This window comes from Pseudomonas sp. GW821-FHT09D08 (assembly GCF_059416305.1).
In genome coordinates this window covers 93,482-112,371 of record NZ_JBWKOX010000016.1, presented here as the reverse complement: position 1 = coordinate 112,371, position 18,890 = coordinate 93,482, and the positions used below count along the sequence as shown (strand labels likewise).

Below are 18,890 nucleotides of genomic sequence, written 5' to 3'. Positions count from 1 at the left end.
GATCAGGATGCTCGACCTACGCAAGCTGCGTTACTTTCTGACGGTCGCCGAAGAATTGCACTTCGGTCGCGCGGCCCTGCGCCTGCACCTCGCCCAGCCGCCTTTGACCCGGCATATTTCAGCGCTGGAGGCAGAGTTGGGTTTCAAGCTGTTCGATCGCACCAGCCGCACGGTGACGCTCACCGCCCAGGGCCGCGCATTCCTGCCCTATGCCCGTGGCGTGTTGGACCAGGTTGAATTGGCACAGGTGATCGCCAGTAAATTGGCTGCGGGCACCGCCGGGCAACTGGCTCTGGGCTATGTGAGTTCCATCGCCCTGTCGGACCTGTTCAGCCAATCGATCCAGGCCTTTGCCCAGCGCTTTCCCGATGTGCAACTGACCCTGGTGGAATGCGCCTCCGGCAGCCTCGGTGCGCAAGTGGCCGATGGACGGCTGGATATTGGCTTGAGCCGGCTGTTACCACAAAACGACGCGGTGCAAGCGCTGTCGTTGGGCGAGGAACCCCTGGTGGCAGCGGTGTCGAGTGACAGCCCATTGGCCAGCCAGGCCGAGATCAGCCTGGCGCAGCTCAGTGCCTATCCTTTGATTCTGTTTCCAGCCGATTACGGCTCGGGGCTGAACCAGTCCATCGAGCAGCTTTACCGCCACCATGGCGTGCCCCTGCATGCCGGACCGACCGGACGGCAGATCACTTCGATCATTGCACTGGTGGCCGCTGGGCAAGGGGTGGCGCTGGTGCCGGCCTGTACCCGGAGTTTGACGAACAAGGGCGTAACTTATCGGCCTTTGGTGGAGGCAGATGCATGTGCGCGATTGTTGGTGCTGACACCGACCGAAAGACACAGTGTGTTGATTGACGCGTTTCTTGCCGTTATCGAAGAGGCATTACACATCCGGCAATGACCCGAAAAACCTCGCAATACCTCCCCACAGCGCCGATCCCACTGGCTTTTACACTGCATTCACCACCTGCCGAAATACCGGTCATCGAAGACTGGTAGGTAGAGTGTTGATAATTTATTTTCAGTGGTTATAGTCACCACCAACACACACCACAAGGAGGTGCTGTGGATAGCCGATACTTGATAGGTCACATCGTCGCAGACGGCTGGTACCTGGTGCGCATCAGAGGCAGTCATCACCACTTCAAGCACCCGACGAAGCCTGGCCTGGTGACGATCCCCCACCCAAAGAAAGACCTGTTGGACAAAACCGCCAAGAGCATTTTGAAACAAGCTCTGTTGAGTTAATCGTCCCTGGAGGACAACGAACATGCTGTACCCCATCGCAATTTCAACCGGTGACCACGATCACGCCTGGGGCGTGGAAGTCCCGGATATTCCCGGTTGCTACTCTGCCGGTGACGACCTGGACGACGCCATGGCCATGGCGCGCGAAGCCATCGAAGGGCACTTCGAAATCCTCGCGGAAGACGGCGCGCCGATCCCAAGCGCCCAGAAGGTCACCGTGCATGCCGCCAACCCTCAGTACGCCGGCTGCACTTGGGCGGTTGTAGACATCGATGTCACCAAGTACCTGGGCAAGGCGCAAAAACTCAACATCACGCTGCCGGGCTACCTGCTCAACCGCATCGATGAATATGTACTGCACCACCCGGAGGAAAAAAGCCGCTCGGGCTTCCTCGCGTCGGCGGCGCTCAAGGTGCTGCAACAGGATCGGTAGCTGCAACGGGAGCAAAGTCTGAATGCGGCACTGCATCCATAGCGTGATGATGTCGCTTCATTGAGCTTGCCACCCAAGGGTTATTGAAATGACTGAACCCAAACAACCCACATCCACACCTGTACTGCGCCAAGTACTCGGCTGGGTGCTGGTGTTACCACTGCTGGTCGCACTGGTGCGGCTCCCGTATCCCTTGGGGCTGGGGCTGGCGCTCGGATCCATCGCCGCATCCGTCTACGGCGTAGTGTTTGCCAGGCGCCATGCCAGCCGAGGCGTCACCGTATTCGCTGCAATCGTCACGCTGTTCAATCTGATTTCCCTGGTCGTCATCGGGGAGGCCTCAGTCATCATGGGGCTCTACAGGATTTCCTGGTTCTACTGGTACCCGTACTATTCCAACTGGGTTTACTGGAATGTCCAGGGCCAGTGAGAATTCCACCGCAAGAAACGTAGTGTTCAGTCCGGCGGATGGCATTACCGTAGGCCTGTAACGTTTAACAACCGCCCTTCGAGGAGCCCGCTCATGTCCTACGAATACAAGCTCATGCCCTCCCCTGTCGGGGAACTCACCCTGGTGGCGCGCGATGGCAAGCTCAGTGCCATCCTGTGGGAAGTCGAACGCGCCAACCGTGTGCGCCTGGGTCAATTGCGCGAAGCCAAGGACAGCCCGGTGCTGTTGGAAACCGAGCGCCAGTTGAAGGAGTACTTCGCGGGGACTCGCCACACATTCGACCTGGAACTGGATTTCGCCGGTACCGACTTTCAGAAACAGGTCTGGCAGGCGCTGCTGACTATTCCTTTTGGCGAAACCCGCAGCTACAGCCAGATCGCCCGGCAGATCGGCAACCCGAAAGCCGTACGAGCCGTGGGCGCCGCCAATGGGCGTAATCCCATCTCGATCATTGCGCCGTGCCATCGAGTGATTGGTGCCTCGGGCACCTTGACCGGGTTTGCCGGAGGACTCGAAGCCAAGCAGTATCTGTTGACGCTCGAGGACCGTGGTCAAGGAAAAATGACCTTCTGATCACTGGCCTGCGACCGGGCCACGGACAAAAGACTGGTAGTCGAATAAATCTTCGAAACCCAACTTGCGGTACACCGAAACGCCCTGGGTCGTTGCTTCAAGAAAACAGCGCCGGGCCCCCAGGCTCGAAGCATGAAGCAGCGCGGTTTGAATCAGTTGCGTCGCATACCCCTTGGCGCGGAACTCCGTGATCGTGCCGACATCGTTAAGCCGGGCCTCTCCATTGCACATGGACAGCGTCAACGAACACCTCACCTGCCCCTCAGTGGACAAGGTGAAGTGGTAAAGCGCTTGACCCACGTCAAGCGCCCGCTGGTGCCGTGCCTGATAACGCGTAACCCATTCAGGCGGGAGCAAAAACGCATTGCCAAGGGGAGCCGCCCAGCCTTCCAGGTTTCGAGTCAAGCTGACCTGTACAGTGCTGTCACGCTCCGATGAAACAAGGCGCGACAGATCGAGTGCCATCGCCGTGGTCTTTTCGGCTGCCTGAAAGCCGATCCCCATCAGCACCGCACCTACCTGCGCGACCTTCTCCTCATGAATCACGATGCGTGTATTCATCAAGATACAGCGAATCAGTTCCATGGGCGCCGCCATGGCGTCCCCCATCGGGGTGCTGCCTATCCGGATAAACAACAGGTTCGCAGGTTCGAAATACCCGTCGGTAAAATAAGCGTTGATACAAGCGTTGTAGCGACGATGCAGCGAGCAAGTGGCAGCGAAATAATGATCTTCGGTCTGGTGATAAAGCGCAGTCAGGTCACAGGCGGCGTTAGCGTGCATAGGGCGTTCCCGGATAAAATCCCAGTCTTGCCCCTCGCGGCGTCGTGTGCCGTAAGCCCACTCCTAAAAGCCCGGAAGAAAAACGCACAACTTTGTTCACACCCAAAGATGTAAAAAGAAATTTCAGAGCGTGCCTGCGGTCAGTATTTTCATCACTCACCTTTAAGGAAAGCGGTCATGAAATTCTCTGCAGTCTCACAATCCCTGTCCCGTTGGGCAGGCAGTGCCCGGACGTTCTATGCGGCGGTCGCGTTGATTTTCCTGTGGAGCTTGAGCGGTCCGTACTTCCACTACAACGACACCTGGCAGTTGATCATCAACACCTCGACCACCATCATCACCTTCCTGATGGTGTTCCTGATCCAGAACACGCAAAACCGCGATAACGACATCCTGCACATCAAGATCGATGAACTGCTGCGGGTCTCCAAGGATGCGCAGAACGCCGTGCTGAGCCTGGACGGCCTGGACCGCAAGGAACTGGAAAAACTGCGCCAGGAATACCGCAGCATCGGCAACACCGGCACCGTCAGCCTGAACAGCAGCTGTGGCCACGCGGCCGACGATGCGGCCCCGAACAAGACCGATCTGAACCAGGCATAAAAAAACGGCGGTTGGACATGATCCAACCGCCGTTTTTTATATCAAGCGAAAGGCTCAACCGTCGCCTTGATGGCCCTTACCGTAGGTCGAGGCCAGGGCTCGGGCCTTTTGCAGACGTTCTTCCAGCTTGGGCAGCGTCTCATCCACCAGTGCCTTGATTTCCGGCACATCCGAGGCCGCCCCTTCGCGCTTGAACAGGGCAATGGCGTCTTCGTTTTCCTTCACTTGCTGCGCGGTGTAGGCCGCGTCGAAGGAGTCGCCGTCCTTGAGTTCGGGCATCAGGGTTTCGGCCTTGTCGACGATCTTCTCCCGTGGGGCCACGGGCAGGTCGAGCTTCTTGGCGATGGCCGCCAAATGCTGGTTGGCCAGGGTGCGCTCGTTGATCACCTCGATGGTGTAGTCCTTGATTTCCTGGGACGAGGTCTTGGCGTGGGCCATGCGACTGGTTTCGATATCGGCCATGCCTTTGGCCGAAGCCTGCTCGATGAATTCAGCAGGCGACTGGGCGAAAGCATTGCTGGCGCCGAGGCCCAGCAGCATCGCGAAACTGGCGGTGCGTAACCGGATAGCCATGCGGCTCATGATGGGTTCCTCCAGGGCAAAAATAGGTGCGGGGAAAGACACCTCGCCCTGAATTCGAATTTTCAGGGCGGCAAAGGTTTAGAAAAAACTTGCCCGCGCGACGAACGGTCGTGCCCAGTCAGGCCGGTTTACTGCCGAACAGGCCTGGCAGCGCATGGGCCAGGGCATTGATGGCGAAGCCGATAAACATCACGCCGCAGAGCCTGGTGATGAGGATTTCATGGCGCTGATACACCGTGCGCACCCGCTGGGCACCGACCACGCCGATCAGGATCGCGTAGGCCAACAGGCCACCGACGAAGCTCAGGAAGATCAACGCCGGCAGCATCGACCAGGTCAGCAATTCGGCGCGGCTGGACAGCAATGCAGTAAATGTCGCCACGGCCACTGGATACGCCTTGGGGTTGGTCAAGCCGAACAGGATGCCGTGCCAGAACGGATGCCGCGCCGCGCCCTGGGGGGCTTCACTGCTGCGACGCTGGGTACGAATCGCGCGCCAGCCGAGCCAGAACAGGTACAGCCCACTGAGCACGCCGAGCACATCGAACGCGCTGCTGCCGACTTCCCGCGCGCCCACAATCGCGATCAGCGCCGTACTGCACCACAGCACATCGCCGAGCAAGTGCCCGCACAGAAACCCCGCCCCGGCACGACGCCCCCGGGCGGCGCCGATGCCAAACACCGCCAATACGCCGGGGCCAGGCGTAATACCGTAGATAAAACCCGAAGCGAGGACGGCAAGCAGCAAGGAGGGGGTCATGGTCGCGACTCTGACAAAGCATGGGAAGGTGGACGGATTCTGCACGTTCCTGCGCTATGGGTAAAACCGCATTCCCGCATAGGGCTGGTCGCGGCAAGCCAGCAGGCGCGAAGCCAAGTCGCCCACATGGGCTTCGAGCTTATGGCCGTCGGGATCAAGGAAATAGAACGAAGCGCCTTCGCTGCGATTGTCGCGCCACGCTTGCACCTCGGCGGCGCGCAGGCGCGAGACCAGCGCAGCGAAATCACTCGCTGCGACAGTGAACCCATAGTGGGTGTAATCGGCCGCCGGCTTCGAGTCGCGCAGCGGATCAAGGGACAGGCATAGCCATAGGCCCGGCAATGACAAATAGGCGCCGGTGTCCCAGGTGGCTTCGAGCTTGAGTTGCAACAACTCATGGTAAAAGGTGACGCTGCGACTCACGTCGGTGACGGCCAGGGTCAAGTGGTTGAGGCCTGAAAGCATGAGCATTTTCCTTATCGGATCCCCTGACGAACGGGGGCAAATCATGAAGAGATGACAATGTAGTATGTTGCACTACACATCACTACATCGAGGCTCCCCATGTCTGTTATGTCCCTACGCATACCCGAAGACATCGCCGCCACGCTTGCCAGTCTCGCCAAGGCGACCGGGCGCAGCAAATCCTTTCTCGCAGTCGATGCATTACGCGAATACTTGACGCGCGAAGCGTGGCAAATCGAAGAAATTCAAAAAGCATTGAAAGAAGCAGACGCAGGCGAGTTCGCAACGGCTGCGGAGGTAAAAGCTGTCGCCGATAAATGGCGCACCAATGCAGGTTGAGTGGCTGAGGACAGCCCTCAAGAACCTTGATGATGAAGCCGCGTACATTGCGCAGGAAAATCCCAAAGCCGCTCATGAGTTCGTCCAGGCCATCATGGTTGGGCTAGGACATGTCGCTGAATTTCCTGCTGTGGGAAAGGAAGGTCGAGTGCCAGGAACGCGGGAGTGGGTAGTGCCTCGATGGCCTTACATCGTTCCCTACCGGATTCGAGATGGACGATTACAAGTGATGCGATTTTTTCATACACGTCGCCAGCCACCGACATCCTGGTAGCAACCATTCAGCCCTGTAACCCTCCCTGCACTCGCCCAATCAACCACTGCAACCCCGAATCCCCGCCCCGTCGCGCATGCCACGCCAGTTCAAAGGTAAACGACGGAATATGAAACGGCGGCGCCACGGCGACCAGATGCGGGTGATCAATATTCAGCAAGCCTCGCGACGATACGGTGAGAATCAAGTCCGTGCCCTTGATCAACTGCGGCGCCACGCCCCAGTGCGGCAGGCTGATCGCCACATGCCGTCGCTCGCGAATCGCGGTCAGTGCCCGCTCGATTTCCGGCGCACCGCTGCCGCGCATTTCCAGCAGTACGTGGGGGCGCGACAGGTAGGTGAGCAGGTCGAGCACACCGCCCTGCGGCAGGCTGTTGCGGTCCAGCAGGCAGGTGTAATGCTCTTCGAACAACGGCGCAGTGCGCAGCTCGGCGGGCATGTCGGGAAAGACGCCGGCAGCCAGGTCGATATCACCGTTGAGCACGCCCTCCACCATGCCTTCGCGGCTGGCCTGGATGATTTGCAGGTCGATACCGGGCGCTTCACGCCGCAGGACGCGAACCAGACCCGGCAGGAAAATCGCCGCACTGTAGTCCGACATCGCCACACGAAACCGGCGCTTGGCTGATGCCGGGTCAAAGCGATTCGGCGCCAGCAACGCCTGCACCTGGGCCAGGGCTTCGGCCAATGGCGCCGCCAACTCCAGGGCGCGGGCCGTGGGCACTAACGTGCCGCCCTGGCGCACCAGCAACGGGTCACCCAATAAATCGCGCAAGCGCGCCAGCGCGTGGCTCACTGCCGGCTGGCTGAGGTGCAAACGCTCGGCGGCGCGGGTGACGTGTTGCTCACTGAGCAAGGCGTCAAGGACCACCAACAGGTTAAGGTCGACGCGGCGCAGATCATTCATCAGTTGCATGCTCGGCATAAAAACTTGGAATTTAAATTTGCGTGACGAATAACCTAGAGTCCAGCAAAACCTCTGGGAGATTCGCCATGACGACGTTGCATTGGGCCGGTTTGTTGCTATTGGCGGTGATCGCCGGGGCGATGGTGCCGTTTCAAAGTGCGATCAATGCCAACCTCGGACGCGGCCTTGGGCATCCTCTGTGGGCCACCCTGGCGTCGCTGCTGGTGAGCATCCTCGTGCTGCTGCCGGTGATCGTGGCGCTGCGCCTGCCGCTGCCCGGCCTCGCATTTATCACCAAGGCGCCCCTGTGGATGTGGGCCGGGGGCGCGTTTGGCGTGTGCTTTATCGCGCTGGCGTTGACGCTGCTGCCCAAGCTGGGCGCGTCGGGGTTTATCGCCCTGGCCATGGCCGGGCAGATTCTCGCGTCGCTGCTGCTGGATCACTTCGGCCTGTTTGGCTTGGCGGAGCGCCCACTGACAACGCCTCGAATCCTTGGCGCGTTGTTGTTGATGGGCGGCGTGGCGTTGATTCAGTTCAGCGCCACACCGGCCCAAGCGCTGACAACCGCCGGCTGATCAGGCCTTGTCGAGGGTACGCAGCTTTTGCGGCAGGCCCCACAGCAGCAGCGCCGCCGCCAACAGCGCGCACACGCCGATCACATAGAGTGCCGGGGTGGTGCTGCCGGTAAGGTCCTTGATCCGCCCCACCATCACCGGGCTGACAATCCCACCGAACTGCCCGAGGGTATTGATCACCGCAATCCCGCCCGCCGCGCCTGCGCCGGCACCGGCCAGCAACTTGGGCGGCAGGGTCCAGAAGGTCGGGATCGACGCGATGATGCCGGCGCCCAACATGCCCAGGGCGATGATCAGGAAGGTGGTGTGGTCGGCAAAGATCCCGGCACTGAAGAAGCCCACCGCGCCCAGCACCACCAAGCCGCAGACAAACTTGCGACGCTCGCCGGTCGAGTCCGACAGCCGCCCGATCACCACCATGCTGATCGCGCCGCACACATAGGGAATCGCGGTGAGCAGGCCGATCATCACCGGGCTTTGGGTGCCGGCGCTGCGAATCAGCTGCGGCGCCCAGAAGTTGAGACCGTAAGACGCCACCTGGATCAGGAAGTAGATAAACCCGAGCGTCAGGAAGCCGGGAATGCGGATCGCCGACAGCAGTGAGCCGCCATGTGTGTTCGGCTCATGCCGGGCAATGCGGCTCGACAGCAGGGTCTTCTCCGCCGGCGTCAGCCAGTGCGCATCTTCGATACGATCCTTGAGCAGGGTCAGCACCAGCAAGCCCAAGCCGATGCAGGGCAAGCCGCCGAGCAGGAACAGCCAGTGCCAGCCGCGCATCTGCAGCACGCCGTCGAGGTGTTCCAGCACCAGGCCGGAGAACGGCGCACCTACCAGGCCGGCAAAGGCGGACGCCAGGAACAGCATCGAGGTAATGCGCCCGCGGAAGTGCTGCGGGAACCACAACGTCAGGTAATACAGCACACCGGGCGCGAAGCCCGCCTCCATCGCACCGATGATGAAACGCAGGCCATAAAACTGCCATTCGGCGGTGACAAACACCATGGCCGCCGTGGCCAGGCCCCACGACATCATGATCCGCGCAATCCAGCGCCGCGCGCCGACCTTGTACAGCATCATGTTGCTCGGCACTTCAAAGATCACATACCCCACCACGAACAACCCGGCGCCCAGGCCGTAGGCGGTGTCGCTCAGGCTGAGGTCGGCCTGCAGCTGGAACTTGGCAAAGCTGATGTTGATGCGGTCAAAAAACGCGAACAGGTAACACACCATGATCAGCGGCATCAGGCGCCAGGCGACCTTGCTGACCAGGGCTTTTTCGGCATCGATTTCAGCGGCCGGGCGCACGCCGGCCTCCAACGTATGAGTGCTCATGGTTTCTCTCCAGCGGACTGCTCACAGGCGTCCGATTGTTTTTGTTGTCTGGTATGGCGTTACAAGGCGGCGATGTAGTCCGGCGGCGGATGCAGGTCGCAATTGCGCCCGGCCTTGGCCACCTGGCCGGGTAATTCATGGCCCAGCAAGGCCGGCAAGCGGCGGGACAGGTTCAGCAGGTGCGGCAGGTCGACTCCGGTGGGAATGCCGACCTCTTCACACAGGTTGACCAGGTCTTCGGTGCAGATATTGCCCGACGCCCCCGGCGCAAACGGGCACCCACCCAGGCCACCCAACGCCGCGTCAAAACGCCGGGCCCCGGCTTCGTAGGCGGCCAGCACATTGCACAGGCCCAGGCCGCGGGTGTTATGGAAATGCAGGGTCAAGTCGCTGGCGGGCACGCGTTGCAACACGCGCTTGACCAGGCGTTCCACCTGGCGCGGGTTGGCCATGCCGGTGGTGTCGGCGAGGCTGATGCCCTGGATGCCGAGTTGCAGATAGGCGTCGACCAGTTGCAGCACGCGGTCTTCATCGATCCTGCCTTCGAACGGGCAGCCAAAGGTGGTGGCGATGCTGCCGTTGAGGCGTACCGGGTGCCCGGCGGCAAAGCTGACGATCTCGCCGAATGCCGCCAACGACGCCTCGCACCGCATGCGCATATTCGCCAGGTTGTGGGTCTGGCTGGCCGACATCACCAGGTTCAGTTCATCGGCGCGCGACTCGACGGCGCGCTGGGCGCCCTTGAGGTTAGGGATCAGCGCAACGTAGATCACCCCGGCTTTGCGCGCAATGCCCTGGAACACGTGTTCGCCATCGCGCAATGCAGGGATGGCCTTGGGCGACACGAAAGAACCGGCTTCGATCCGCGAAAACCCGGCCAGGGAAAGCTGGTCGATCAGGGCGATCTTGTCAGCGGTCTCGACCCAGGTCGGTTCGATTTGCAGGCCATCGCGCGGGGACACTTCCTGCACGATCAGCCGGTCGGAATAGTCAGTGATCATTGCACCACTCCCGAGGTTTTCAGGCGTTGGATGTCGGCAACCGTAAGCCCCAGACTGCCGAGGATGTCATCGGTGTGCTGGCCCAGGCTCGGGCCCTGCCAGTTCACGGCGCCGGGGGTTTCCGAGAGCTTGGGCACGATGCCGGGCATCTTCACCGACACACCGCCCGGCAGCTCGGCATTGAGCAACATGTCGCGCGCCTGGTAGTGCGGGTCGCTGACGATATCGGCCACGGAGTAGATGCGCCCGGCCGGCACTTCGGCGGCTTCCAGGGCGCTGAGCACCTGCTCGATAGGCAGGCTGCTGGTCCAGTGGGTGATGGCGGCATCGAGCAAAGCGCTTTTCGCCGCACGGCCATCGTTGTGGGCGAATTCGGCGGCTTCGGCCAGGTCGGCACGGCCAATGGTGGTCATCAGGCGCTTGTAGATCGGGTCGCTGTTACCGGCGATCACCACATAGGCACCGTCGGCTGTCAGGTAGGTATTCGAGGGCGCGATGCCGGGCAAGGCGCCGCCGCTGCGCTCGCGCACATGGCCGAGCATGTCGTATTCGGGCACAAGGCTTTCCATCAGGTTGAACACGCTTTCCGCCAGGGACACATCGACAACCTGCCCGTCGCCCTGGCCGGTCTTGACCCGCAGCAACGCCATCAGCGCACCGATCACACCATGCAACGACGCCAGGGAATCGCCGAGGCTGACGCCGACCCGCGCCGGGGGCGAGTCGGGGTTGCCGGTGGTGTAGCGAATCCCGCCCATGGCTTCGCCGATGGCACCGAAACCAGGGCGGTCGCGGTACGGGCCGGTCTGGCCGTAGCCGGAGATACGCACCAGGGTCAGCTTGGGGTTGAGCGCGTGCAGTACGTCCCAGCCCAGGCCGAGTTTTTCCAGGCCACCGGGGCGCAGGTTTTCGATCAGCACATCGGCGTCGCCGAGCAGCTGCTTGATCAGGTCCAGGCCTTCAGCGGACTTGAGGTCCAGGGCCAGGGATTTCTTGTTGCGCGATTGCAGGTACCACCACAGCGAGGTGCCTTCATGCAGCTTTCGCCATTTACGAAGTGGATCACCCTGCCCCAGGGCTTCGATCTTGATCACCTCGGCGCCGAACTCGGCCATCAGCCGGGCGGCGAACGGTGCGGCAATCAGCGTGCCGATCTCAATCACCTTGATACCGCTCAAGGGAGCCGTCATGGGGTGTACCTCTTATTCTTGGAATGTGCAGCCAAGGCTAGAGGACAGGGACAGGAAAAATCCAACCGTCAGTTGGCAAGGAGCGTTCGCTGAATGCGAACGCTCAGGTAATCGAACAGCAGCCGGCTCACTGGCGACAACTGCGCCTCATCGCGCACCACCAGGATCAAACTGCGGTCCGACCAGGCATCGGTCAGTGGCACGGCATGCAGGCCCAGGGCACGGCCAAACAATTCATAGGCCTTCAGCGGCAGGATGCCGATGCCCATGTTCGCCTGGACCATCCGGCACATCGCATCAAAGCCCGGCACATGAATACGCAGGCGCAGTGTCTTGCCGGCCTCGCGCGCGGCGGCGTGGGTGCGCATGTTGATCGAGCTGGCGGCGTGCAGGCCCACGTAGTCACTGTCCAGGGTCTCGGCGAAGGCCAGGCTTTCGCGCGGCGCCAAGGGGTGATCCGCCGGCATCAACACCACCAGTTTGTCGTGGCGATAGGTCACGCTGGGCAGGCCCTTGGTGTCGGTATCACTGGAGCAGATCCCCAGGTCCGCCACCCCATCCAGCACACCTTGCACCACGCCGTTGCTGGGGCGTTCTTCGAGGTCGGTTTTCACTTCGGGATGCAGCCTGGAAAAATCCCGCAAGTCTTCCGGAAGAAACTGAATAATCGCCGAGAGATTGGCCAGCATCCGCACGTAACCGCGCACGCCATGGCTATGCTCGCCAAGCTCCAGGCCCATTTTTTCCACGTTGAACAGCATCTGCCGGGCATGGTGCAGCAGGGTTTCGCCGGCGGCGGTGAGGTCCATGCCCTTGGCCCGTCGCACGAACAGGCTCACCCCCAGCACCTGCTCCAGCTCCATCAAACGCTTGCTGGCTGCCGACACGGCGATGGCTTCGCGGGCGGCGGCGCGGGTCAGGGTGCCCTCTTCGAACACCGCGACGAACAGCTGCAGGGTGATCAGATCGAGGCGACGCACCAGGCTCTTGTGCAGCATCAGGCGCGCTCGGACGCCAGGCGATTGATCTCGGCCTGTTCCACCACCGGTTGCGGCGCGCCATGGCGCACCGCCGCGAGCATCGCCCGGCCGACAGTCTCTGTGCTCACCACCCAGCCCGGCTTGACCCGACGCACCAACGACAGCACTGGCCCGAGCACGGAATAGAAGGCTTGATACAACGGCGTCTTCGAGCGCACACCGTGCAGCGGCTGAATGATCCCCGGCCGGAACAGGTACACCGCCTTGAACGGCAGGCGCAGCAAGGCATTCTCGGTCTTGCCCTTGACCCGCGCCCACATCGACTTGCCCGCTTCGGAGCTGTCCGTACCGGCGCCGGACACGTAGATAAACGTCATTTGCGGATTAAGCCGCGCCAGGGTGCTGGCGGCGACGAGGGTCAGGTCATAAGTGAGGTGGGTGTACTTGGTTTCGTTCAGGCCGGCAGACGACACGCCGAGGCAGAAGAAACACGCGTCAAACCCTTGCAGCAGGTTTTCCAGGGGTTGGAAATCCAGCATGTCGCTGTGCAATACCTGATGCAACTTGCAGTGTTCCCGGGTCAGGGGCGTGCGGCCGACGGCGACGACTTCCTGTACGTCAGCGGCCAGCAGGCACTCGCGCAGGACGCCCTGGCCGACCATGCCGGTGGCACCGAATAACAGAACTCTCATCAAGTACTCCCTTCATCCATATGGTTTCGACTACCCAAGAGACAGGTCCTTGAAGGCCATCGTCACATCCGGCCGGTATGCGGACACCTTACTCAATCCTGCGGGATACGACCTCAACAAAACGCGAACGCCCCCCACTGCTTTCATTCACCCATCGGCTGGATGTCCATTGGAACTTACAAAATGTAGGAACTTACTCACAACAAAATATCCATCCAGAGTAGCCCGCATGGGAAATATCTGACTTACCCTATCAAAAACTTCCCTTTACTGTTCTTGCCTTACCCAAGGACAGGTAAAGCAAGTTAGATATATGCAATCAAAAAACCAGTCAACAAACTACAAGAAACCAATATATCTGGCCGACAGCACAGTCAGGTCGAATTTGCGAACTCAATGTAAAAGTTCAAGACAACAACCAACTTATCGATAAACATGAGCGAAAACCCTATCACCTCTGCACGACGTCATATCTCGGCCTTTTAACGCTGGATAACTGCCACGACCTGTCAGCATTTGGAGATCATTGCTTCATTCAAAGTTGAAAGACTTAATACAGGAACACAAATACGCAAGCTAAATTGCGCATCAACTATACCCAACCGCCACATACGCACTCTTACATCTCAGTGAGCATAAGTTTCAATCATTGTTCGTATCTATACAGAGGAAGCCATTTACGATGACGTACGCAGAACTTAAGGCGCAGGACGCCTCCCCTTGAAAAACACCACCCGTCTCGCCCTCGCTTGCTGCGCCGCCTTCCTCGCCCAAGTCGGCATTAGCAGCTATTTGCCCGCTGTGCCGGTCATCGCCCAGTCCCTGCTCGCCGCCGAGGACCACGTCGCACTGGCCCTGGCGGTGTACCTGGTGGGTATGGCGCTGCCGATGTTGCTCTGGGGCAGCCTGGGGGAGCGGTTTGGCAGAAAGCCGGTCCTGCTGGCGGCGCTGGCGGTATATGCCTCGGCAAGCGCGGCGATTCCATCGGCATTTAACGTCGAATCTTTTTTGTCATTACGCCTGATTCAGGGTTTGGGCGCGGGTGGAGTCGCGGTCATGGCCAGGGTGTTGGTGCGGGACAGTTTCAGCGGGGCGCTTTTGGCCAGAGGGTTGTCGTGGCTGGGGATGACGTTTGTAATCGCGCTAGGTATCGGCCAGTTCATGGGGTCGCTGTTGCAGGCGGCCTTCGGCTGGAAGGCCATTTTCTATGGGTTGGCAATAAGTGCCGTCACGTTGATTGCTGTGCTGCAAAGCGTGGTGTTTCCGTCAGTGATGAAGGCTGATTCGCCAGACTCAGCCTGGCGGATCTACACCACGATTGTGCGGCATCCCCCCTTTCTACACGCAGCATTGGCCGGTGGGCTGGGCTATGGGGTGATCATTGCCTTCAACACCTGTGCTCCGCTGATACTGCAAGGGCGCTTCGAGTGGAGCGCGGCGCAGTACGGCTGGCTGGGGTGGCCGATCAGCGGGGCCTATCTGGCGGGGGCGTTGATGGTCAACCGCTTCGTCGCGCGGATGGGGCGGTTGACGATGATGAGCTGGGGCGTGGCGCTGGCGTTAATGGGAACGGCGCTGATGCTGTTGGGTAGTGTATTTGCCAGCGGGATCGCGCTGTTGTTGTGGTTGCCGTATTGCCTGGCAGTATTTGGGCAATCGATGAGTTACCCCATCAGTTTGTCACTGGCTAATGATCAGTCGCCGGTCAGCGGTTCCTATGCCATGGCCTTGAGTGGCTTCATGCATCAGTTGATGGCCGCGTTGATCGGCGGCGTAGCAAGCCTGCTGGTGAGCCAGCAGGCTTGGCCATTGGCGCTCTTGTGCGTGGCATTGGCTGGCGGCGCGTTCATGTGCACCGCCAGTTGCCGGACAGATCAGAACGCGCTACGAAAGATCTCCTCAATCTGACGCTGATCGGCGCGCCGTGGGTTGGTCAGCCCGCACGCGTCCTTCAATGCATTGGTGGCCAGCAGCGGAATGTCCTGCAACTTGGCACCCAGTTCGCGCAGGCCGGCAGGGATTTCAACGTCCTGGGACAGGCTGCGAATGGCGGCGATGGCGGCTTGGGCGCCCTCTTCGTCAGTGGTGCCCTTGGCGTCGACACCCAGCGCGCGGCCGACATCGCTCAAGCGCTTGGCACTGACGCTGGCATTGAAGCTTTGCACATGGGGCAGCAGCACCGCGTTGCACACGCCGTGAGGCAGGTCATAGAGACCGCCGAGTTGGTGGGCCATGGCATGCACGAAACCCAGGGACGCATTGTTGAACGCCATGCCTGCGAGGAACTGGGCATAGGCCATGTTTTCCCGCGCGGCTTTGTCGCTGCCGTCGCGTACTGCCAGGCGCAGGTTGGCGCTGATCAGTTCGATGGCCTTGATCGCGCAGGCGTCGGTGATCGGGGTGGCCGCCGTGGACACGTAGGCTTCAATGGCGTGGGTCAGGGCGTCCATGCCGGTGGCGGCGGTGAGGCCCTTGGGCATGCCGACCATCAGGCTCGGGTCGTTGACCGACAGCAGCGGTGTGACGTTGCGGTCGACGATGGCCATTTTCACGTGACGGGTTTCGTCGGTGATGATGCAGAAACGGGTCATCTCGCTGGCGGTGCCGGCAGTGGTGTTGATCGCCACCAAGGGCATCTGCGGCTTGCTGGATTGATCGACCCCTTCGTAGTCGCTGATATGCCCGCCGTTGGTGGCGCACAGGGCGATGCCCTTGGCGCAGTCATGGGGCGAACCGCCGCCCAGGGACACCACGAAATCGCAGGCGCTCTGCTGCAGCAACGCCAGGCCTTTCTCGACGTTTTCCACATTGGGGTTGGGCTTGGCGCCATCGTAGATCACCGAATCGATGTCCTGCATCGCCAGCTTCTCGGCGATCATGCTGGCCACGCCCGCCTTGGCCAGGCCCGCGTCGGTGACGATCAGCGCTTTGCGAAAACCGTAGTTGCGAATGGCATTCATGGCTTCGTCGAGGCAGTCGGTGCCCATGATGTTGACGGCGGGAATGAAGAAGGTGCTGCTCATGGCGAATCCTCGGATGACGTTTATGCCTACAGCATCAACCTCACCTGCCTGCGACACCTTGACCAGGATCAACACCCACTCGTGATAAAGTCGCCATCCAGCCGATTTCGAGTAGACCCACAGCAATGAAGGATTTCCAGGATATTGACGCCCACCTTGAAGACTGGAGCGCCCTGCGCAGCAGCACCGCCTTTAGTGGGATTCTGATCGGCAATGGCGCGAGCCGCACGATTTGGGAAGACTTTGCCTACGACTCGCTGTTCGAAAACGCACGCACCGTCGAAGAAAAACCCCTGGGCCCATCCGAGCTTAGCGTGTTCGACGCCCTGCAGACCCGCAGCTTCGAGCAGACCCTGGGGGCCTTGAAAACCACCAGCCGAGTCAACAAGGCCCTGGCGGTCAGCTCGGCGGCACCGCGTAATCGCTACTACGCGATCAAGGAAGCGCTGATCAATACCATCCACGCCGTGCACATTCCGTGGCGGCTGGTGCAGCCGTCGACGCTGGCGACGATCAACCGCGAACTGGCGAACTACGCCAGCGTATTCACCACCAATTACGATCTGCTCAACTATTGGGCGATCCTGCACACGCCGGGCATCGACGACCTGTTCCGCAGCGCCGACTCGAGCTTCGACCTGCGCAACACCCACACCGATACCACGCGCATCCTCTACCTGCACGGCGGCCTGCACCTGGTGCGCAACCTTGACGGCACCGCACGCAAATTGCCGAGCACCGACAGCACCTTGCTCAGCAGCTTTGCGATCAACAATACGATCAAGACCCTGGACGATGTGCCGCTGTTTATCAACGAAGGCACGGTGCAAGAGAAGCTCAAGACCATCCGCAGCTCGGATTACCTGTCGTTCTGCTATGAACAGTTGCTGAGCCATGAGGGCGCGCTGTGCATCTTTGGCCATGACCTGGGAACGCAGGATCAACACGTGGTGGATGCAATTCGCCAGGCCCGCCCCGCGACCCTGGCGATCTCGGTATCGGGCCGCAGCGACGGGTTTATTCGCCAGCAGAAGCGGCGGTATTCGCAGTTGTTTGATGGCTGTGGCGCGCAGTTGAAGTTTTTTGCCGCGCGCACGCATCCGTTGGGTGATCCGGCCCTGTCGGTACCTGTCGAACGTTGAGCCACCGGTGGGAGGGACTTGCTCCCGCCCATACCGATCGCATTTCAAACCGTCAGCGCGGTCATTCTTGCGAGCTGTGTACAACCACCAATAGCTGCGCCTGCACAGGGCCTACCGAACGCAGGCGATGCGGCTTCTGGGCATTGAAATGCAGCGCATCGCCGCGCTCCAGAATCACCCGTTCGTTCATGAAATCCACTTCTACCGCCCCTTCATGCACGAACAGGAACTCCTCTCCAAGGTGCTCCTTGAAGGTTTTGTCGGAGAATTGCGCCGGCGGGTAGATGATGAACGGCAACAAGCTGCGCTCACTGACCTGATGGGCCAGCACTGCGTAACCCGGCGCGGTGTCGGGCCGCTCATGGCTGCGCACCAGGCTGTAGCTGTCGAGGCTGACGCGGTCTTCGCTGAACAGCTCTTCGACCTTCACGTTCAACGCCTTGGCCAGTTTCAGCGCAGCGGCAATCGACGGCGTGTTGAGCCCACGCTCGACCTTGGACAGGTAACTCTTGGTCATCCCGGATTTTTCAGCCAGGGCCTCCAAGGTCACGCCAAGTTTTTTCCTCAATAATTTCAAACGGATAGACATGTGCTGCGGTTAATCCATGCAGAAGCGATAAGCTGCGCTTGCCAATGACACTTTGTGTCATATAGCATCATTAGTGTCATTTGCCTCACCCAACGACCTTGCGAGCAGCGGGAGACCAGCAAATCCGACGTCCATTGAACCACCCAAAGGACACCGATATGGCCAAGACATTAGCACTCCCCAAAGACCAACTGGTCAAGCAAGCGCTGGTCCAGATGCAAAACACCCTGGCGGATAATACGTGGACCGTCCGGCAAAAGCTGGCGCTCACTTGCCGAATCCTGTTCGAACACGGCCACGACTCCGGCCTCGCCGGGCAGATCACCGCGCGCGGGCCTGAACAGGGTACCTACTACACCCAGCAACTGGGCCTGGGTTTTGATGAAATCACGGCCAGCAACCTGTTGCTGGTCAACGAGGATCTTGAGGTGCTGGAAGGTCACGGCATCCCCAACCCGGCCAACCGCTTTCACAGTTGGGTGTACCGCGGGCGACCGGATGTGAATTGCATTATTCATACGCACCCGACCCATATCGCTGCACTGTCGATGTTGGAAGTGCCGTTGCAGGTGTCCCACATGGACCTTTGCCCATTGTACGAAGACTGCGCGTTCCTGGAGGCCTGGCCGGGTGTGCCGGTGGGCAATGAAGAGGGGGAAATCATCACCGAGGCCCTGGGCGACAAGCGCGCGATCCTGCTGTCGCACCACGGCCAGTTGTCGACCGGAGCGAGTGTCGAGGAAGCCTGCGTGATCGCACAGTTGATCGAACGCGCGGCCAAGTTGCAGTTGCTCGCCATGGCAGCCGGTGCGATCAAGCCGATCCTGCCGCAACTGGGGCGCGAAGCCCATGCCTGGATTTCCCGACCCAAGCGCCACGGCGCCGCGTTCAATTACTACGTGCGGCAGAACCTGCGCCAGCACGCCGATTGCCTGAACTGACCCG

24 protein-coding genes are annotated in these 18,890 nt (G+C 60.5%); 12 read left to right on the top strand and 12 right to left on the bottom strand.

Going from position 1 to position 18,890, the window contains the following annotated elements:
- The first annotated feature begins 7 nt into the window (after nucleotides 1-7).
- The 5 genes from AC07OP_RS23325 to AC07OP_RS23305 all read left to right on the top strand — a co-directional run bounded on the left by AC07OP_RS23325 (nucleotide 8) and on the right by AC07OP_RS23305 (nucleotide 2,708).
- The gene (locus tag AC07OP_RS23325; RefSeq protein WP_495101026.1) at nucleotides 8-904 is read left to right on the top strand and encodes a LysR family transcriptional regulator; all 897 of its coding nucleotides are present in this window, start codon (nucleotides 8-10) and stop codon (nucleotides 902-904) included.
- Between the two features lie 164 nt (nucleotides 905-1,068).
- Complete coding sequence (locus AC07OP_RS23320; protein ID WP_003189411.1) at nucleotides 1,069-1,251, top strand: type II toxin-antitoxin system HicA family toxin; 183 nt, start codon at nucleotides 1,069-1,071, stop codon at nucleotides 1,249-1,251.
- A gap of 22 nt (nucleotides 1,252-1,273) precedes the next feature.
- Entirely contained in the window at nucleotides 1,274-1,684 is a 411-nt protein-coding gene (locus tag AC07OP_RS23315; protein WP_027604351.1) for a type II toxin-antitoxin system HicB family antitoxin, read from the top strand.
- An 88-nt stretch (nucleotides 1,685-1,772) separates the two neighbouring features.
- Nucleotides 1,773-2,114: a hypothetical protein gene (locus AC07OP_RS23310; protein WP_495101025.1), complete on the top strand. Its 342-nt coding sequence runs from the start codon at nucleotides 1,773-1,775 to the stop codon at nucleotides 2,112-2,114.
- Nucleotides 2,115-2,207: 93 nt separating this feature from the next.
- Entirely contained in the window at nucleotides 2,208-2,708 is a 501-nt protein-coding gene (locus tag AC07OP_RS23305; RefSeq protein ID WP_495101024.1) for a methylated-DNA--[protein]-cysteine S-methyltransferase, read from the top strand.
- On the opposite strand, the gene AC07OP_RS23300 is transcribed toward AC07OP_RS23305, so the two are convergent.
- Entirely contained in the window at nucleotides 2,709-3,491 is a 783-nt protein-coding gene (locus AC07OP_RS23300) for a GNAT family N-acetyltransferase (protein WP_141156987.1), read from the bottom strand.
- A gap of 177 nt (nucleotides 3,492-3,668) precedes the next feature.
- Here AC07OP_RS23300 and AC07OP_RS23295 point away from each other — a divergent pair, with 177 nt between their 5' ends.
- On the top strand, nucleotides 3,669-4,094 hold the full coding sequence (locus tag AC07OP_RS23295) for a low affinity iron permease family protein (protein ID WP_027604355.1): 426 nt from the start codon (nucleotides 3,669-3,671) through the stop codon (nucleotides 4,092-4,094).
- 54 nt (nucleotides 4,095-4,148) lie between these two features.
- Here AC07OP_RS23295 and AC07OP_RS23290 read toward each other — a convergent pair whose 3' ends face one another.
- From AC07OP_RS23290 to fos, 3 genes are all read right to left on the bottom strand, one after another.
- On the bottom strand, nucleotides 4,149-4,676 hold the full coding sequence (locus AC07OP_RS23290; RefSeq protein WP_027604356.1) for a DUF4142 domain-containing protein: 528 nt from the start codon (nucleotides 4,674-4,676) through the stop codon (nucleotides 4,149-4,151).
- A gap of 118 nt (nucleotides 4,677-4,794) precedes the next feature.
- Complete coding sequence (locus AC07OP_RS23285; RefSeq protein WP_027604357.1) at nucleotides 4,795-5,436, bottom strand: LysE family translocator; 642 nt, start codon at nucleotides 5,434-5,436, stop codon at nucleotides 4,795-4,797.
- Between the two features lie 54 nt (nucleotides 5,437-5,490).
- Nucleotides 5,491-5,901 carry a fosfomycin resistance glutathione transferase gene (gene fos / locus AC07OP_RS23280; RefSeq protein ID WP_495101023.1) on the bottom strand — a complete coding sequence of 137 codons (411 nt, stop codon included), beginning with the start codon at nucleotides 5,899-5,901 and terminating at the stop codon, nucleotides 5,491-5,493.
- Between the two features lie 99 nt (nucleotides 5,902-6,000).
- On the opposite strand from fos, the gene AC07OP_RS23275 reads away from it, so the two are divergent.
- Complete coding sequence (locus AC07OP_RS23275; protein WP_065928241.1) at nucleotides 6,001-6,240, top strand: CopG family ribbon-helix-helix protein; 240 nt, start codon at nucleotides 6,001-6,003, stop codon at nucleotides 6,238-6,240.
- Entirely contained in the window at nucleotides 6,230-6,514 is a 285-nt protein-coding gene (locus tag AC07OP_RS23270) for a type II toxin-antitoxin system RelE/ParE family toxin (protein ID WP_141156984.1), read from the top strand. The genes AC07OP_RS23275 and AC07OP_RS23270 overlap by 11 nt, the downstream gene beginning before the upstream one ends.
- 7 nt (nucleotides 6,515-6,521) lie before the next feature.
- On the opposite strand, the gene AC07OP_RS23265 is transcribed toward AC07OP_RS23270, so the two are convergent.
- A complete protein-coding gene (locus AC07OP_RS23265) occupies nucleotides 6,522-7,430 on the bottom strand; it encodes a LysR family transcriptional regulator (protein WP_495101022.1) in 909 nt (302 codons plus the stop codon).
- 77 nt (nucleotides 7,431-7,507) lie between these two features.
- Between AC07OP_RS23265 and AC07OP_RS23260 the strand changes: the two genes are divergently transcribed.
- Nucleotides 7,508-7,996: a DMT family transporter gene (locus tag AC07OP_RS23260; protein ID WP_065938859.1), complete on the top strand. Its 489-nt coding sequence runs from the start codon at nucleotides 7,508-7,510 to the stop codon at nucleotides 7,994-7,996.
- On the opposite strand, the gene AC07OP_RS23255 is transcribed toward AC07OP_RS23260, so the two are convergent.
- The 5 genes from AC07OP_RS23255 to AC07OP_RS23235 all read right to left on the bottom strand — a co-directional run bounded on the left by AC07OP_RS23255 (nucleotide 7,997) and on the right by AC07OP_RS23235 (nucleotide 13,191).
- Nucleotides 7,997-9,328 (bottom strand): MFS transporter, encoded by a 1,332-nt coding sequence (locus tag AC07OP_RS23255; RefSeq protein WP_495101021.1) that lies wholly within the window; start codon nucleotides 9,326-9,328, stop codon nucleotides 7,997-7,999.
- A gap of 59 nt (nucleotides 9,329-9,387) precedes the next feature.
- Complete coding sequence (locus AC07OP_RS23250; RefSeq protein ID WP_495101020.1) at nucleotides 9,388-10,329, bottom strand: hydroxymethylglutaryl-CoA lyase; 942 nt, start codon at nucleotides 10,327-10,329, stop codon at nucleotides 9,388-9,390.
- A complete protein-coding gene (locus AC07OP_RS23245; RefSeq protein ID WP_027604363.1) occupies nucleotides 10,326-11,519 on the bottom strand; it encodes a CaiB/BaiF CoA transferase family protein in 1,194 nt (397 codons plus the stop codon). The genes AC07OP_RS23250 and AC07OP_RS23245 overlap by 4 nt, the downstream gene beginning before the upstream one ends.
- 68 nt (nucleotides 11,520-11,587) lie before the next feature.
- Nucleotides 11,588-12,517: a LysR family transcriptional regulator gene (locus tag AC07OP_RS23240; RefSeq protein WP_027604364.1), complete on the bottom strand. Its 930-nt coding sequence runs from the start codon at nucleotides 12,515-12,517 to the stop codon at nucleotides 11,588-11,590.
- Complete coding sequence (locus AC07OP_RS23235; RefSeq protein WP_495101019.1) at nucleotides 12,517-13,191, bottom strand: NAD(P)H-binding protein; 675 nt, start codon at nucleotides 13,189-13,191, stop codon at nucleotides 12,517-12,519. Before AC07OP_RS23235 ends, AC07OP_RS23240 begins: the two co-directional genes overlap by 1 nt.
- Before the next feature lie 720 nt (nucleotides 13,192-13,911).
- Here AC07OP_RS23235 and AC07OP_RS23230 point away from each other — a divergent pair.
- Nucleotides 13,912-15,099 carry an MFS transporter gene (locus AC07OP_RS23230; protein ID WP_495101018.1) on the top strand — a complete coding sequence of 396 codons (1,188 nt, stop codon included), beginning with the start codon at nucleotides 13,912-13,914 and terminating at the stop codon, nucleotides 15,097-15,099.
- Here the strand turns inward: AC07OP_RS23230 and yiaY are convergent.
- Nucleotides 15,066-16,214, bottom strand: coding sequence for an L-threonine dehydrogenase (gene yiaY, locus AC07OP_RS23225; protein WP_253493570.1), 1,149 nt, complete (start codon nucleotides 16,212-16,214; stop codon nucleotides 15,066-15,068). The two genes, AC07OP_RS23230 and yiaY, sit on opposite strands and share 34 nt — an antisense overlap.
- Before the next feature lie 125 nt (nucleotides 16,215-16,339).
- On the opposite strand from yiaY, the gene AC07OP_RS23220 reads away from it, so the two are divergent.
- The gene (locus AC07OP_RS23220; protein WP_495101017.1) at nucleotides 16,340-17,356 is read left to right on the top strand and encodes a DUF4917 family protein; all 1,017 of its coding nucleotides are present in this window, start codon (nucleotides 16,340-16,342) and stop codon (nucleotides 17,354-17,356) included.
- A 61-nt stretch (nucleotides 17,357-17,417) separates the two neighbouring features.
- On the opposite strand, the gene AC07OP_RS23215 is transcribed toward AC07OP_RS23220, so the two are convergent.
- On the bottom strand, nucleotides 17,418-17,945 hold the full coding sequence (locus AC07OP_RS23215) for a helix-turn-helix domain-containing protein (RefSeq protein WP_027604369.1): 528 nt from the start codon (nucleotides 17,943-17,945) through the stop codon (nucleotides 17,418-17,420).
- A 158-nt stretch (nucleotides 17,946-18,103) separates the two neighbouring features.
- Between AC07OP_RS23215 and AC07OP_RS23210 the strand changes: the two genes are divergently transcribed.
- Entirely contained in the window at nucleotides 18,104-18,886 is a 783-nt protein-coding gene (locus AC07OP_RS23210) for an aldolase (RefSeq protein ID WP_495101016.1), read from the top strand.
- Nucleotides 18,887-18,890 lie beyond the last annotated feature (4 nt).

Bases quoted from the DNA above. Each gene is read 5' to 3' on its own strand.
- AC07OP_RS23245 (WP_027604363.1), bottom strand. From the start codon at position 11,519: ATGACGGCTCCCTTGAGCGGTATCAAGGTGATTGAGATCGGCACGCTG.
- AC07OP_RS23240 (WP_027604364.1), bottom strand. From the start codon at position 12,517: ATGCTGCACAAGAGCCTGGTGCGTCGCCTCGATCTGATCACCCTGCAG.
- AC07OP_RS23295 (WP_027604355.1), top strand. From the start codon at position 3,669: ATGAAATTCTCTGCAGTCTCACAATCCCTGTCCCGTTGGGCAGGCAGT.
- AC07OP_RS23220 (WP_495101017.1), top strand. From the start codon at position 16,340: ATGAAGGATTTCCAGGATATTGACGCCCACCTTGAAGACTGGAGCGCC.
- AC07OP_RS23270 (WP_141156984.1), top strand. From the start codon at position 6,230: ATGCAGGTTGAGTGGCTGAGGACAGCCCTCAAGAACCTTGATGATGAA.
- AC07OP_RS23210 (WP_495101016.1), top strand. From the start codon at position 18,104: ATGGCCAAGACATTAGCACTCCCCAAAGACCAACTGGTCAAGCAAGCG.
- AC07OP_RS23235 (WP_495101019.1), bottom strand. From the start codon at position 13,191: ATGAGAGTTCTGTTATTCGGTGCCACCGGCATGGTCGGCCAGGGCGTC.
- AC07OP_RS23215 (WP_027604369.1), bottom strand. From the start codon at position 17,945: ATGTCTATCCGTTTGAAATTATTGAGGAAAAAACTTGGCGTGACCTTG.
- AC07OP_RS23285 (WP_027604357.1), bottom strand. From the start codon at position 5,436: ATGACCCCCTCCTTGCTGCTTGCCGTCCTCGCTTCGGGTTTTATCTAC.
- yiaY (WP_253493570.1), bottom strand. From the start codon at position 16,214: ATGAGCAGCACCTTCTTCATTCCCGCCGTCAACATCATGGGCACCGAC.
- AC07OP_RS23250 (WP_495101020.1), bottom strand. From the start codon at position 10,329: ATGATCACTGACTATTCCGACCGGCTGATCGTGCAGGAAGTGTCCCCG.
- AC07OP_RS23325 (WP_495101026.1), top strand. From the start codon at position 8: ATGCTCGACCTACGCAAGCTGCGTTACTTTCTGACGGTCGCCGAAGAA.
- fos (WP_495101023.1), bottom strand. From the start codon at position 5,901: ATGCTTTCAGGCCTCAACCACTTGACCCTGGCCGTCACCGACGTGAGT.
- AC07OP_RS23255 (WP_495101021.1), bottom strand. From the start codon at position 9,328: ATGAGCACTCATACGTTGGAGGCCGGCGTGCGCCCGGCCGCTGAAATC.
- AC07OP_RS23310 (WP_495101025.1), top strand. From the start codon at position 1,773: ATGACTGAACCCAAACAACCCACATCCACACCTGTACTGCGCCAAGTA.
- AC07OP_RS23300 (WP_141156987.1), bottom strand. From the start codon at position 3,491: ATGCACGCTAACGCCGCCTGTGACCTGACTGCGCTTTATCACCAGACC.
- AC07OP_RS23305 (WP_495101024.1), top strand. From the start codon at position 2,208: ATGTCCTACGAATACAAGCTCATGCCCTCCCCTGTCGGGGAACTCACC.
- AC07OP_RS23260 (WP_065938859.1), top strand. From the start codon at position 7,508: ATGACGACGTTGCATTGGGCCGGTTTGTTGCTATTGGCGGTGATCGCC.
- AC07OP_RS23275 (WP_065928241.1), top strand. From the start codon at position 6,001: ATGTCTGTTATGTCCCTACGCATACCCGAAGACATCGCCGCCACGCTT.
- AC07OP_RS23315 (WP_027604351.1), top strand. From the start codon at position 1,274: ATGCTGTACCCCATCGCAATTTCAACCGGTGACCACGATCACGCCTGG.
- AC07OP_RS23265 (WP_495101022.1), bottom strand. From the start codon at position 7,430: ATGCAACTGATGAATGATCTGCGCCGCGTCGACCTTAACCTGTTGGTG.
- AC07OP_RS23290 (WP_027604356.1), bottom strand. From the start codon at position 4,676: ATGAGCCGCATGGCTATCCGGTTACGCACCGCCAGTTTCGCGATGCTG.